Below are 14,035 nucleotides of genomic sequence, written 5' to 3'. Positions count from 1 at the left end.
CGTGAATTGTCGCGGCCTCATCCCTTTGGATGAAGCGGCGGACGGGGAGGCCGATGTAGGGATTGGCGTGGAGTCCAGTGCGTTGGTCGGCCAATCATCGATTAAAGAGCTGTCGCAGCACGTCGTTCATCGGCTGGCTGTCCTGCTGCACCACCGCCGGGTCGTCCTGGGCCGGGGGCGCGGGAGAGGCTTGCGGAGCGGGGGTGGACGGTGTTGCCGGCAGGCCGCGGCTGCGGCCGGTGCCAGTGCTGGTCCCCGCGCCGCTGGAAAGCCCCTGCTGGATCAAATTGCCGATCGCCTCGCCCAGCGGACCGCCGAGCGGGTTATTCTGTCCCGGCTGCTGGGTTTGCGGATTGGCATTGCCGGCCGCGTTGCCGCCGCCCGGCGCTGCGGCGCCGCCCAACCCGAGGCTGCCCAGGAGATTGCCGAGCCCTGCGCCGTCAGGGCCGAACAGGCCCTTGCCCATCTCGCGCAGCTTGGCGTAGGCGGCGTCCGGATTGTCCAGCATGCCGGCCATGTCAGGGTAGATCCGCGGCTGCGACCAACTGCCCTGGATCATCACGGGAATGCCGAAGCCGACCGGCTCCGACGTGCGGCCTTGGCCTTCGGTGGTCATCACGAGCTTCGGCTCGACGCGAAAACCCATCATCTTGGTGTCGAGCGCGATGGTGCCGGCGCCGGTTACGCGCACCAGCGGTCCGATCAGATTGAGATCGGTCGTCACCGCCTGACCCTTGTCGATGCGGAAGGACGCCGAGAGCTGCGACAGATCTGTGCTCTGGGCCTCACTGTCCTGCCAGCCGGACAGCGTGCCCGATGTCAGCGAGCGGATCATCTGCGCGATATTGATGCCGCGGATGGCACCGTCCTGGAAATTGACGAAGGCCGTGCCCTGCATGTTCGCCATCAGCGCGCGCTGGCTGGTGCCGGCGCTGCGCAACGCGAGCTTGGCCTGCAGCTTGCCGTCGATCCGGTCGAACTCGGCGAGGCCCTGGAGCAGCGGCAATGCGCGCACGCCGACGAGATCGGAATGCATGGCAAAGCTCGGTGCGCCGCTTGTGGCATCCAGGATCACCTCGCCCGAGACCTGGCCGTCATAGGCGCCGAGATTGGCGGTGCCGGCCTTCAGCACGCCGCCGGCGAGCTTCGCATCGAGCGCCAGCGGCGCGAGGCGCGTATCGCCGATCACGGCCTCGTTCGCGGAGATCCTGATTTGCGCGTCGACATAATTGAGCCCGGACACGTCGATCGGTGCATTGCTCCAGGGCTGTCCCGATGTGCCCTCCGGCGATTTCGCCACCGGAATCGCGAGCCGCTGGAAGTCGAGATCGACCTTGACCAGAGGCTTGCTCGCAATATCGACCGAGGCCCAGCCGTTGAAGGCGCCGTCGCCGAGCCTGCCGTTCACGCCGTTGATCATCACGACATCGCCGCTCAGCCGCATCTCGGCATGACCGGTGAGCTGGGACTTCAGCACATCAGGCATGTCGATGGCGAAATCCACCGGAATGGTCGGCCGGTCGGCTGGCGGCGCCGGCGTCGACGCCTTGATGTCGAACTTGGTCGGGTGATCACCGACCCGCGCGGTGCCGGCGATGTCGACCTTGCGGTCGCGGCCAACGACGGCGTCGGCGTTGATGGCACTGATGCGGCCCTCGACACGGTCGCGCACGCGCGCGAATGCGACTTCACCGTCGATGACCTTGACGCGGTCGATGGTCGCACCACCGGTGTCGAGCGCCAGCGGCTTCGACGCGGTGCCGGCATTCGGCAGTCGCTCACGCAGCAGCGGCTGGTGGAGCACGGGATGGGTGACGACGAGTTCGCTGATCTTCGGGCTGCCCGACCATACGCTCGAGAGCGACATGTCGGCCTGCACGCTGTCGACCGTCAGGCGCGTGATGCCGCTGCGGTCCTTCGGGTCCTGAAGCGTGAGATCGTTGAGCGTGACGTTCAGCGTCGGCCACAGGCTGATCTTCGTGGTGCCGTCGATGGACAGGCGATAGCCGGTCGCGCTCTCGACCCGCGAGGCAATCGTCGTGGTCAGGAATCCCGAGGGAATCCCGATCACGAGGAGAAGCCCGATCAGGATGATGACGGCGGCTATCGCCGCGCCGGCGAATTTCACTGCTCTCATGTCGACTTTCCAACGACGGACAATCGGCGGCGAATCCCGCAGATGACCGTCCTATGCATCCGTCCTTTGCGCCTGAGTTTATCCCCGGACGGGAAGCGGCTCCAAGCACGTAAAAATAGTCAGGGGGTGCTGCAAAGTTATGTGACTTATGACACACTTCCCCGGCGCGGTATTACGCGATCCTGATTTGATGGTTCCAAGCGATTTGCCAGGGAAACTGGCTAAGGAAATTCACAAGGACATTGAAATGAGCAAGCAGGCCGAATTTGCGGTCATCCTGAAGATGAACGCGATGTTCGCCGATCTCGGCGCAGACGAGCTCCAGCGGCTGTCGAATCTCTGCCACACCCAGCATCTGGGGAACGGCGAGGTGCTGTTCCAGAAGGGCGATGCGGGGGACGCGCTGTTCGGCGTGCGCCGGGGCCAGGTCCGTATCGAGACCGGCGTCTCCGACGGCAGCCGTCTGACCCTGAACTTCATGGGGCCGGGCGACCTGTTCGGCGAGGTCGCGGTGCTGGACGGCCAGAGCCGCACTGCGGATGCGACCGCAGGCGAAGCCAGTGAATTGTTCGTGCTGCGGCGCGAAGATTTTCTCAGCTTCCTCGAACGCGAGCCGAAGGTCGCGATCAAGATCATCGCACTGCTGTGCCAGCGCATCCGCTGGCAGAGCGAGCGCATGGAAGAATCCATGCTGCAACCGCTGCCGGTGCGGCTGGCGCGGCGGCTCTGCGCGCTCGCCGCCGATTTCGGCTCGGAGGTCCACATCTCGCAGGAGCAACTCGGCATCTTCGTCGGCGCCGCCCGCGAGAGCGTCAACCGCCAGCTTCAGGCCTGGCGCAAGGAGGCGATCCTGGATCTCCAGCGCGGCCGCATCCTGCTGCGGAACATGACCAAGCTGACGGCGATCGCGCGGAACGAGTAGGGGATCGGCTAAACCGCTTCGTCGTTCGGACGGCGCGACCGGTGCGCTTGAACGCTTCGTAGCGGAGACGATCTCCTGCGACGTCGGGTTCGCTGACGCCGCTCGCTGAACCAGCTTGAGCTGTCGACGTCCGTATCACGGCTACTCCGCCGCGGGGTGTACCATGCCCTTTTTATCCGGCGCCGTGCCGTGATGATCGGCGGTGTCGGCATCCTCGCTGTGCACGATCAGGCGCTTTGCGAATCGCCAGATCAGGGCGCCGAGATCGTCCATCACCATGAACATCGCGGGCACGAACACCAGCGACAGGATGGTCGAGAAGATCAGGCCGCCGATCACCGCGAGCGCCATCGGCGAGCGGAACTCGCCACCGGCGCCGACCGCGAGCGCGCTCGGCGTCATGCCCGCGGCCATCGCGATCGTGGTCATCACGATCGGGCGCGCGCGCTTCATGCCGGCGTCGATCATCGCTTCCTCGCGCGGCTTGCCGGCCCGGATTGCCTCGATGGCGAATTCCACCAGCATGATCGCGTTCTTGGTGACGATACCCATCAGCATCAGAATGCCGATCCAGACCGGCGTGGTGAGCTGCTTGCCGGTGATGAGCAGGGCGGCGATGGCGCCGCCGATCGAGAGCGGCAGCGAGAACAGGATGGTGATCGGCTGCAGGAAGGTGCCGAACAGCAGCACCAGCACGGCGTAGACCATCATCAGGCCCGCGGTGATCGCAGTGGCGAAGCCGTCGGACAGCTCGTTCAGGCTTTCGGCGTCGCCGGAGGGCGAGACCTTCACGCCCTTCGGTCGGCTCTTCATCACCGGCAGGTCGTAGATCTTCTTGGTCGCGTCGCCGAGCGCGGCGGAGCCGACGAGGTCGGCGGCGACGGTTGCCTGCCGCTCACGATCGTAGCGGTTGATGCTGGTCGGACCCTGGTCGAGCTTGACGTCGGCGATGACCGAGAGCGGCACGCCGCCCTTCTCGCCGCGCTCGCCGAGCGGCACGCGCAGCTGTTCGAGCGTCCTCAGATTACCGCGCGCGGCGTCCTCGAGCTGGACGCGGATCGGCACCAGGCGGTCGCCGACGTCGAACTTGGCGAGCGCGGGCCCGACATCGCCGATGGTCGCGACGCGGATGGTCTGCGACAGGCTTTCCGTGGAGACGCCGAGGCGCGCGGCGAGATCTGCGCGCGGCTCGATGCGCAGCTCGGGCCGCTCGAGCGTGGTTTCCGAGATCACGTTGGAGATCGTCGGAATCCGCTTCATCTGCGTCGCGAGCTCGCTGGCGACGTTGTTGACGATGTTGGCGTCGACGCCGGTCACGACCAGAGAGATGGCGCGCAGGCCGTTCTCGTCGAGGAACCAGAAGCGGATGTCGGGAACGTTCTCCAGCTCCTGGCTGATCGAGAATTCGAGCTCGCGCTGGGTGATGTCGCGGCTGTCCTTGGGCGTGTAGTTGATGATCAGAGAGGCGCGCCGGACTTCCTGGGTGCCCGGCGGGACGCGCCCGCCATCGACGAAGATGCTCTTCACCTCCGGCCGCTTGCGCAGGCGTGCGACGATGTCCTCGGTGACCTTCTCGGTGTAGGCAAGCTGGGTGCCCGGCGGCAGCTCGAGCGCCAGCAGCGAGCGCGCGCTGTCCTGCGCCGGCAGGAAGCCCTGCGGCAGCAGAGTGATGCTCCAGATTGAGGCGGCGAACACCCCGAAGCCGATCAGCACGGTGATGAAATGGTGCTTCACCGACCAGGCCACGATCCTGTGATAGGCCCGCAGCACGCGGCCGGGCGGCGGCTCTTCGTGCGCATGGTGCTTGAGGAAGTAGGCGGCCAGCACCGGCGTGACGAAGCGCGCCGCGAGCAGCGAGAAGAACACTTGCACCGAGACGGTGATGCCGAACTGCTTGAAGAACTGTCCGGCGATGCCCGACATGAAGCTCGCTGGCGCGAAGATCGCAATGATCGTCAGCGAGATCGCGATCACCGCGAGGCCGATTTCGTCGGCGGCCTCGAGCGCGGCACGGTAGGGCGATTTGCCCATGTTCATGTGCCGGACGATGTTCTCGATCTCGACGATGGCGTCGTCGACGAGAATACCTGTCGACAGCGTGATGGCGAGGAAGCTGACGAGGTTCAGCGAGAAGCCGAGAAGGTCCATCGCCCAGAACGCCGGGAAGATCGACAGCGGGAGCGAGATCGCGGCAATGATGGTGGCGCGCAGGTCCCGCAGGAACAGGAGCACGATGATGACGGCAAGGATGGCGCCTTCGAACAGGGTCGAGATCGCCGCGTGGTAATTGCCGTTGGTATATTCGACCGAGGTGTCGATCACCTTCAGGTCGACGTCGGGATAGGCGGCCTTCAGCGCGTCGATGCGCTTCTGCACGGCCTCGGCCACCTTCACGTCGCTGGCGCCCTTGGATCGCTTGATGCCGAGCGCGACCACGGGCTCGCCGTTGAAGCGGGCGAAGGTGCGGCGGTCCGCGATGGTGTCGGTGACGGTGCCGAGATCGTCGAGCCGGACCTCGCCGCCGCCGAACAGCGGGATCATGGTGCCGGCGAGATCGCCCAGTGTCTTCGCGCCCGCAAGCGTGCGGATCGCCTGGTCGTTCTTGCCGATCTCGGCGCGGCCGCCGGCGACGTCGACATTGGTGCCGCGCAGGCTCTGGCTGACATTGACCGCGGTCAGGCCCATCGCCTGCATCCGGTCCGGGTCGAGCGAGACCAGGATCTCGCGCTCGACACCGCCGATGCGCTCGACCTGGGCGACGCCGCGCACGCCCTGCAGCGCGCGCTTGACCACGTCGTCGACGAAATAGGAGAGCTGCTCCGGCGTCTTGCCGGGCGAGATCGCGGCATAGGTGACGATCGGCAGGCCGATGACGTCGACGCGCTGGATCAGCGGCTCGGTGACGTTCTGCGGCAGGTTCGATCGTACCCGCGTCACCGCGTCCTTGACGTCGTTGAGCGCGCGGTCGGTGTTGGTTTCCAGCGCGAACTGGATGGTGGTCACTGACACGCCGTCGGTGATCGAGGAGGTGATGTGCCTGACACCCTCGACGCCGGAGACGGCGTCTTCAACCGTCTTGGTGACCTGGGATTCGAGTTCTGCGGGTGCGGCGCCGAACTGCGACACCACGACCGAGATCACGGGAATGTCGGCCGAAGGCAGCCGCGTCACGGCGAGCTTGGTGAAGGACACCCAGCCGAGGACCAGGAGGATGATCGAGAAGACGACCGACGGCAGCGGATTGCGGATCGACCAAGCCGAGATATTGAGAGCCATCAGCGTACCCGCGTGCGATCGAGTTCATCGGCGAACATGGTCTTGATCTGGTCGCCGTCATGGAGCGAAGACCCGGCGTCGGCCACGACGATTTCGCCAACCTCGAGGCCTTCCAGGATTTCCGTCGCGCTGTCGGACGACAGCCCGACCCGTACCTTGCGCGTCTCGACAATATTGTTTTTGACGACCTGAATGGTGAGATGGTCGATCGCGGTCTTGGGGATCGAGACGCCGCAGCTTCGCTTGGCGTCGATCGAGGCGCGGGCAAACACACCGACCTTGAGCGATGGATTGTTGGTGACGCTGATGCGGACGCGGCCGAGCTGCGTGGTGCGGTCGATTTCGGGCGCGACCAGCCGGACCCGGCCGATCAAATCGGGCGCGTCATCGCGGCTGATGCGCACGGTCGCGCCGGGATTGAGCTTGGGCATGTGCACCGCCGGGACCTGGGCGTCGAGCTCGATCTCGTTGTTGACGGCGATGCGGAACATCGGGCCGGCCTGCGGCGAGGCGGGCGCGCCGACGATGGTGCGCACTTCGGTGACGAGGCCTGGCGCGGGCGCCTTCAGCGAGATCGGGCCTTGCGGGCCGGGTCTTTGCGGCTGGCCGGGGATCTGCGGCGGCGCCGTCAGGCGCGCCAGCTCCTGATTGTCGGTGACCATGGCGCCTTCGGTGACGAAGAGGTCGGTGACCCTCGAGCCTTCCTGGTCGGCGACGACCACGGCCTCGCGGCGTGGCACGAAGAAGCCGGTCACCCGCACGAGGTCAGAGAAGCAGGCGTTGGTCGACTTCGTCACGATGACGAGCGCCTCGCTCGGCGTTTCCTTCGCCTCGGGGCGATGCCGATGCTCGAACAGATAATAGCCGACGCCGAGCGCAACGACGAAAACCACGGTTCCGGCAGGCTTGAGATATTCGGAGGCGTTCATCGCCGGATTGTCCTGGCCTGGCTCACGGCCATCCGCACGAGGCCTGCTGAGAGCGTTTCCCTGAAATAAAGCGGCGTCCCGCAAGGCTGCGGGACGCGCTTTTGAAGCAAGACTTTACACCACATCACGACTTGGCACTTCAAAGGATTACGTCGTGCTCTCACTTCGATGCGGTGGTCTTGTTTTCCATGTTGACGACCTGGACGCGACGATTGACCTCCGCCATCGGCTGGGCCGGGTCCTTCAGCTTGCTCTTGCCGTAGCCGACGGTGACGAGATCGGTCGCGGAGATGCCGTACTTGTCGACGAGGTAACGCTTGATCGAGTCCGCGCGGCGCTCCGAAAGGTCCTGATTATAGCCCTCGCCGCCGGCGGCGTCGGTGTGGCCGGCCACCACGAAGGTCGAGCCCTTCAGGTCGGGGCTGGTCAGCGCGCGACCGAGCGCCTGTACCGAGGCGAGCGACTTGGCGCTGATATTGGCCGAGTTGTAGTCGAACGTGATTTCAAGATCGATGTTCGGCTTGTCCTTGGCCACTGAGGCGATTTCTTCACGCTCGGTCGACGAAAGTGAGCGCGTCGAGCGGCCGCGCACGGACTGGATCAGCTTGGTTTCCGCCGCACTGGGTGCGGGATCGGCCTGCGGGGCGATCGAGAGGCCGCGGGTCAATGGCTTCTTCGGCGGCGGCGCCAGCGCGCGGACGATCTCGTCCTCGGTGACGTTCTTGCTGTTGCCGTCGTCGCCCGCGAATGCGAGCGGAGTCGTCAGCGACAGAGCGGCGCCGACCGTGATGATGGACAGGATCGCGGTAAATCCCTTTGCAGCCAATCTCATTGCCAGTCCCTCCTGCGCAGCTGACCGCGCGGTTCCAAAATTCCTGCAATGGCCCCCCCGGGAAAGGCCGCCTGCGGCATCCGTCCGTTAGTCTTCCCTGGGCCGCCGAGGGTTCGAGGCGTCTGCCGCCTCAATTCAAAAAAATACTAGCGTACTCCGTAGCTTGCGAACTCCTGAACAATGTTCGGGTCCATCGCCTTGGCATTGGCGATGTCGAGCGCGCCTTCCTGCGCCGAGCCGTTGCGCTGCTTGGCAATCCCGCGGCCAAAGAGCGAGGAGGTCAGGCGCGGGTTGATCTTCAGGGCCGCGTCGAAATCGGCGATGGCGTTCTTGACCGCTCCCGACTTCAGATTGACGAGTCCCCGGCTGTCCAGCGCATCGACGAAATTCGGCCGCAGCCGCAGCGCCTCGTTGCAATCCTTCAACGCGCCCTGGAGGTCGCCGACCACGGTGCGGGTCCAGCAGCGGTTGTTCAGCGCCTCGACGTCCTTCGCGTTGATCCGAAGCGTCTCGTCGAAATCCTTGATCGCCAAATTGTAGGCGCCCTTGCTGGCATAGACCTGACCGCGCCGGTACAGCGCATTCACGTCATCAGGATTGGCGGCGATCTTGGCCGTCAGGCCCTTGATGGTCGGATCCTCCGCCAGCGCGGCCGCGCTCGGCCCGCTATCCATGCTCGGTGCGGGGGTGGTCTCGGCTGGTTTCACCGGCGGTGGCGCCGGGGGCAAGGCGGCCTCGACCTGCGGTTTCGGTGAGGGCGCCGGTGCCGGAGCAGGAACAGGTGCTGGAGCAGATGCCGCTGCCGTGTCTGCGGGCTTCGGCGGCGGAGGCGGGGCGGGCGGAGCCGGCGGCGGGTTGTTGGCGACGACCGGCGGCGATGGCGGTGGTGCCGTCATCGACGGACGCGATCCGCCGGCGCCCGGAATGAACGAAAAATCCTCGGCGAGCGACGAGGAGATCCACGGCACCTGCTCGCCGCGCGAGGCGCGGGTGACGCCCATCTTGGTGCGGTTCAGCGTCTCCTCGGCCATCAGGTCGGGGACGCGGATCTCCTTCAGGAGCTCCTGGACGAACAGGCTGTGATCGCCGCCCGCGTCCGAGACCACCGAGGCCAGTGCCGCCGAGTACATCACCAGCGTGCCATTCGGCGCGATGACCGGCGTCAGGCCGGCCGAGAAGCTACGGAACCGGCGCTCGAAGGGATTGCGCCTGGAGGCGTCGACCAGCGCGATCTTGACGCCCGCGCCGCGGGTATTGAGCTCGCCGAGCACGGTCTCCAGGCTGAAACCGTCGCGGCGGACGTCGGATTCGGTCCAGATCTGCGCGTCGATCGGCAGCATGTAGCTCTGGCGCGCTGACTGGATGCCGAAACCGCTGAAGAAGATCAGTGCTACCGAGCCCGGCTTGATCTTGCCATAGAGCTTGTCGAAGGCGCGGCGCATGCCGTCGCCGGTCAGGTTCTCGCCGATTTCAACGGAAAAGCCGTCGCGCTTGAGCTCGTCGGCGACGTCGCGCGCGTCGTTGAGCGGTTCCTTCAGCGGGGCGTCCGCGTCCGGATATTTGGCGTTGCCGATGACCAACGCATAACGGTCGCCGGCGGCCAGGGATGGCGCAACCGGGACGAGCGAAACGAGCAAGGGCAGAAGAAAAAGGAAGCGAATTTTCATAATCAGCGCGGTCCAGCCAAAAAGGCGCCGTTACCAGCTTGCGCCGCGGCGACCTTAACTTACGCAATGTGCATTATCAAACCGCGGAAGGGGGGCGTCAACCGCTTGGAGATTCGGCATTATCGCGACAATTGACCGCGATGCGTGGGCGCGCCGGGAGGGGAATAAGCGGACTGTCACGGTTGTGCTCGGCGCCATCTGGTTCGACTCTGCAGCAGGATGCTGGAGCAGCCGCGACAAAGAAGATGTGAGGGGTCTCACATAGCAGGCTGGACGCTGTCGCAGCCCTCCGGTGTTTGACCTTTGCGGCGGACGATGGCTTGGTGCGCTTGATCGTCCCCGAAGGTCCAACTCAGAAAAGAAAGCCATGGGAAACGCCTACGAAATCTACGCCCTGCGTTATGCGACGATGTCGCCACGCACCCCCAACATGAATTTCCTTCAGCCCGACCCGCATGACAGCGCGGCGCAGGATCTCGACTATTTCGTCTGGCTGATCCGCGGCGGCGGCCGCGAGATTCTGGTGGATACCGGCTTCAATGCCGAGGAGGCGAGCGCGCGGGCGCGCAAGCTGACGCTCAATCCGGTCGATGCGCTGGAGCGCTTTGGCGTCGCGGCGTCGAGCGTTCGCGACATTATCGTGACGCATCTGCATTACGACCACGCCGGCAATCTCGATCGCTTTCCGAATGCGCGCTTCCATCTCCAGGAGCGCGAGATGGCTTACGCGACGGGACGCTGCATGTGCAACGGACTGCTGCGACATCCGTTCTCGGTCGAGCACGTCACGCAGATGGTGCGCCATGTCTATGGCGAGCGCGTCAATTTCTATTCCGGCGATGGCGAGATCGCGCCCGGCGTCACCGTGCACCGTGTCGGCGGCCATTCCGACGGCTTGCAGGTGGTCAAGGTCGAGACCGCGCGCGGGCCGGTGGTGCTGGCGTCCGATGCCGCGCATTACTACGCCAATCTGCAGCGCAAGAGCCCGTTCCCCATCGTCTACAATGTCGGCGATATGGCGGTGGGCTGGGAGACGATCGAGCGCCTCGCGGGTCATCCTGACAGGTTCATTCCCGGCCACGATCCGATCGTGACGGAGATCTATCCGCGTGCCAGCGACAAGGTCGATGCCTGGGCGCTGCATTTGCCGCCGTCGCGGTCGTTTGCGAAGTGACGGAATCCGGGGCGTGGCGTCAGCGAGTGCCGGCAGGATCCGCACAAGCAACGATATCGCGGGGAGATTTTCGAGCCGCTACCTCCGGCGGAGAGAATACCGCCAGATATCCTCCGTCCCCTGCGAGCTTATATGTGGCGACCTCGCGATAGCCGACGGCGGTCAATTCGCAGCGCAAGAGTTCAATTGGCGTGCCGTGCTTCGACGTCGGAAGCTCAAGATCGACAATTCCGACCCGCGCATCCTGCTTTAGAGCGGCCGCGAGATTGTAGAGGAAGGCATAGGGTTGGGCTATCTCGTGATACATGTGCACGAGGATTGCAGCATCCAGCGAGGAAGCGGGCAGACGCGGGTCGTGTGGTTCGCCGAGGGCGAATTGCACGTTCGTCAACTTCAGACGTTCTGTTCGCCTGGCGAGCTCGATGAGGTAATCCCGCGTGACGTCCTGGGCAACGACAGAGCCGGCGGGGCCGACGAGGTGCGAGAGCCTGACCGTGTGGTAGCCGCTGCCTGCTCCAATGTCGCCCACTGTCATACCTGGTTTCAGTTCAAGAGCACGTGCGATTTGACCGGCCTCATTGAGGGCGTCTCGGCGCTCTTCGGCGGCACGGCGCGGGCTGACGATCCGTGCAACAGGGCGCTGTGGTGAGGGAAACTCGTTTGCAGCGACTCCGGGGAAAGCCAGATAACCTATGTCAGCGGCGTATGCGCGAGTTACGGCAAACGCCGCAAGTAGCGCCGTTATATAAGCCAGTGCCGTCACGGACCTGCCAAGCTTTCTCAATCGGCCTCCCAAAAGCCGACGTCTGCACCTCTTGAGTACGCGCCCTAATACGCCTCTTTCGCGTCGGCCTCTTCGCTGGTCTGGATCAGGTCGAGGCTCTGTTCGATCTTGCCGAGCAGGGCCGAGAGCTGCTTGCGCTCCTGCGCGGAGAGGCAGGCGAGGATCTCGTCTTCCCGCCGCAGCAATTGCGGGAACAGCTCTTCGTACAGCGCGCGTCCCTTCTTCGTCAGTTGCAGGCGGAATTCGCGGCGGTCGGCTTCGTTCTCGACCCGCTCGATCAGCCCCTGGTGCAGCAGCGCGGTCACGGCGCGGCTGATGGTGGATTTGTGCGTGCGGGTGCATTGCGAGATGTACTGCGCGCTACAAGCATCGTTACGGAAGCCGAGCGTGGCAATCACGCGCCAAGCCGGAATGTCGAGGCCGTGACGCTCCTGATATTCGACCGAAAGCGCGGAACTCACCTCCGCCGCAAGCCGGTTGAGGCGGAACGGCACGAACTTGAACAAATCGAGCCGCGCCTTCGGCCGCAATGAAGCCTCGTCGGCCTCACGTGCCTTCAGCGCGATGTCGCTGGATGTCCTCGCCAAAGAGAGCGCTCCGAATTCCAGTTGACGGCCGGCCGGCTCCGGTCCAAAATAGTTGCACGTGAGACTATCTAGCAGATCAGTCCTCTCTTGACCAGAGCCGAGGTTAGCGCATGGCGCAGGCCAATACGCAGCAGGCCAAAACCCAGTTCGGCTATCGCCGCCACCCCGACCAGGATCGTCCCGGCCAGAGTGCGGCCGAGCATCCCGTGGTGGTCGTCGGCGCGGGGCCGGTGGGGCTGTCGCTCGCGATCGACCTTGCCCAGCGCGGCCAGCGCGTCGTGCTTCTGGATGATGCCGACCGGATCGGCGAAGGCTCGCGCGCGATCTGCTTCTCCAAGCGATCGCTCGAATATTGGGACCGGCTCGGCGTCGGCGACCGCATGGTCGAGAAGGGCGTGGTCTGGAGCGTCGGCCGCATTTTTCATGGCGAGTCGCAGCTTTACCAGTTCAACCTGCTGCCGGAAGACGGTCACAAGCGGCCGGCCTTCATCAACCTCCAGCAATATTACGCCGAGGCCTATCTGGTCGATCGCATCAGCGATCTCCCTGAGATCGATCTGCGCTGGCGCAACAAGGTGACGGCGCTTGAACAGCGCAACGATTCCGTCGCGCTGACGATCGAGACGCCGGAGGGCGCCTATCGCCTGCACGCGCAATATGTCGTCGCCTGCGACGGCGCGCGCTCCTCGCTGCGCCAGATGGTCGGCGCCGAGTTCGCGGGACAGGTGTTCGAGGACCAGTTCCTGATCGCCGACGTCAAGATGACTGCGGAGTTCCCGACCGAGCGCTGGTTCTGGTTCGATCCGCCGTTTCATGCCGGGCGCTCCGCGCTGCTGCACCGGCAGCCCGACGACGTCTGGCGCATCGATCTCCAGCTCAATCGCTTTGCCGATCCCGTCGTCGAGAAGAAGCCCGAGAACGTGCGGCCGCGGATCGCGCGCATGCTCGGTCACGACAAGTTCGAGTTCGAGTGGATATCGCTCTACAAATTCCAGTGCCGGAGGATGGATCGCTTCCTCCACGGCCGGGTGATTTTTGCGGGCGATTCCGCGCATCAGGTCTCGCCCTTCGGTGCGCGCGGTGCCAATTCCGGGCTAGAGGACGCCGAGAATCTGTCCTGGAAGCTCGACCGCGTGCTGCGCGGCACCTCGCCCGCGGGCCTGCTCGAGAGCTACCATGTCGAGCGGAGTCTCGCGGCCGACGAGAACATCCGCGAATCCACCCGCTCGACGGATTTCATGGCGCCGAACTCGCATCAGGAAGCGCGGCTGCGCAAGGCGGTGCTGTCGCTGGCCAAGGAGACCGAGTTCGGCAAGCGCATGGTCAATGGCGGGCGGCTCTCGGTGCCGTGCAGCTACGAATCGCCGCTGTCATCGCCCGATGCGGAGGCGTGGCGCGGCGGACCGTTGCCCGGCGCTTCCATGCTCGACGCGCCCGTTGGCGAGCAGGCCTATCTGACCGATGCATTCCGCCGGGGTGGAACGGACTTCACCTTGCTGTCGTTCAGCAATGGCGCGGCGGTCGATGCGCCCGATGGTGTCAAGGATATCCGCATCGGTGGCGAGGGCGGGCTTGCCGATCCCTCGGGCCTTGTCGCAAAGCGCTATGACGCCGCGCCTGATACAGCCTATCTGCTCAGGCCCGACGGCTACGTTGCGGCCCGCTTCCGCCATCCGACGCGTGCGGCGATCGCGGCCGCGTTGTCGCGGGCGCAAGGCTTGAATTGA

10 protein-coding genes are annotated in these 14,035 nt (G+C 65.0%); 3 read left to right on the top strand and 7 right to left on the bottom strand.

All coding sequences use genetic code 11. From position 1 onward, the window contains the following. Positions 1–94: 94 nt before the first annotated feature. Entirely contained in the window at positions 95–2,137 is a 2,043-nt protein-coding gene (locus tag IVB46_RS00365; RefSeq protein ID WP_247314769.1) for an AsmA family protein, read from the bottom strand. Between the two features lie 247 nt (positions 2,138–2,384). Between IVB46_RS00365 and IVB46_RS00360 the strand changes: the two genes are divergently transcribed. Next, positions 2,385–3,059, top strand: a complete 675-nt coding sequence (locus tag IVB46_RS00360) for a Crp/Fnr family transcriptional regulator (RefSeq protein ID WP_028149299.1) — start codon at positions 2,385–2,387, stop codon at positions 3,057–3,059. A gap of 141 nt (positions 3,060–3,200) precedes the next feature. Here the strand turns inward: IVB46_RS00360 and IVB46_RS00355 are convergent, their stop codons facing one another. From IVB46_RS00355 to IVB46_RS00340, 4 genes are all read right to left on the bottom strand, one after another. Then, positions 3,201–6,335, bottom strand: coding sequence for an efflux RND transporter permease subunit (locus IVB46_RS00355; protein ID WP_063980494.1), 3,135 nt, complete (start codon positions 6,333–6,335; stop codon positions 3,201–3,203). Continuing rightward, positions 6,335–7,264 (bottom strand): efflux RND transporter periplasmic adaptor subunit, encoded by a 930-nt coding sequence (locus IVB46_RS00350; RefSeq protein WP_071908567.1) that lies wholly within the window; start codon positions 7,262–7,264, stop codon positions 6,335–6,337. The genes IVB46_RS00355 and IVB46_RS00350 overlap by 1 nt, the downstream gene beginning before the upstream one ends. A 160-nt stretch (positions 7,265–7,424) precedes the next feature. Next, complete coding sequence (locus tag IVB46_RS00345) at positions 7,425–8,096, bottom strand: OmpA family protein (RefSeq protein ID WP_166346490.1); 672 nt, start codon at positions 8,094–8,096, stop codon at positions 7,425–7,427. Between the two features lie 146 nt (positions 8,097–8,242). Next, positions 8,243–9,763, bottom strand: a complete 1,521-nt coding sequence (locus IVB46_RS00340) for a caspase family protein (protein WP_247314767.1) — start codon at positions 9,761–9,763, stop codon at positions 8,243–8,245. Between the two features lie 367 nt (positions 9,764–10,130). On the opposite strand from IVB46_RS00340, the gene IVB46_RS00335 reads away from it, so the two are divergent. Continuing rightward, entirely contained in the window at positions 10,131–10,937 is an 807-nt protein-coding gene (locus IVB46_RS00335; RefSeq protein ID WP_247314764.1) for an N-acyl homoserine lactonase family protein, read from the top strand. 19 nt (positions 10,938–10,956) lie between these two features. Here IVB46_RS00335 and IVB46_RS00330 read toward each other — a convergent pair whose 3' ends face one another. Both IVB46_RS00330 and IVB46_RS00325 read right to left on the bottom strand, forming a co-directional pair. Beyond that, entirely contained in the window at positions 10,957–11,721 is a 765-nt protein-coding gene (locus IVB46_RS00330; protein WP_247314762.1) for a methyltransferase domain-containing protein, read from the bottom strand. A 44-nt stretch (positions 11,722–11,765) separates the two neighbouring features. Beyond that, the gene (locus tag IVB46_RS00325; RefSeq protein WP_247314760.1) at positions 11,766–12,308 is read right to left on the bottom strand and encodes a MarR family transcriptional regulator; all 543 of its coding nucleotides are present in this window, start codon (positions 12,306–12,308) and stop codon (positions 11,766–11,768) included. A 110-nt stretch (positions 12,309–12,418) separates the two neighbouring features. On the opposite strand from IVB46_RS00325, the gene IVB46_RS00320 reads away from it, so the two are divergent. Beyond that, positions 12,419–14,035, top strand: a complete 1,617-nt coding sequence (locus IVB46_RS00320; RefSeq protein ID WP_247314758.1) for an FAD-dependent oxidoreductase — start codon at positions 12,419–12,421, stop codon at positions 14,033–14,035.

The organism is Bradyrhizobium sp. 61 (assembly GCF_023073075.1).
GTDB lineage: Bacteria > Pseudomonadota > Alphaproteobacteria > Rhizobiales > Xanthobacteraceae > Bradyrhizobium > Bradyrhizobium barranii.
Note: the sequence above shows the minus strand (reverse complement) of the source record. Positions and strands in the feature narration are given on the sequence as shown.

Coding starts and splice junctions, on each gene's coding strand:
- IVB46_RS00365 (WP_247314769.1), bottom strand. CDS start 2,137: ATGAGAGCAGTGAAATTCGCCGGCGCGGCGATAGCCGCCGTCATCATC.
- IVB46_RS00360 (WP_028149299.1), top strand. CDS start 2,385: ATGAGCAAGCAGGCCGAATTTGCGGTCATCCTGAAGATGAACGCGATG.
- IVB46_RS00355 (WP_063980494.1), bottom strand. CDS start 6,335: ATGGCTCTCAATATCTCGGCTTGGTCGATCCGCAATCCGCTGCCGTCG.
- IVB46_RS00350 (WP_071908567.1), bottom strand. CDS start 7,264: ATGAACGCCTCCGAATATCTCAAGCCTGCCGGAACCGTGGTTTTCGTC.
- IVB46_RS00345 (WP_166346490.1), bottom strand. CDS start 8,096: ATGAGATTGGCTGCAAAGGGATTTACCGCGATCCTGTCCATCATCACG.
- IVB46_RS00340 (WP_247314767.1), bottom strand. CDS start 9,763: ATGAAAATTCGCTTCCTTTTTCTTCTGCCCTTGCTCGTTTCGCTCGTC.
- IVB46_RS00335 (WP_247314764.1), top strand. CDS start 10,131: ATGGGAAACGCCTACGAAATCTACGCCCTGCGTTATGCGACGATGTCG.
- IVB46_RS00320 (WP_247314758.1), top strand. CDS start 12,419: ATGGCGCAGGCCAATACGCAGCAGGCCAAAACCCAGTTCGGCTATCGC.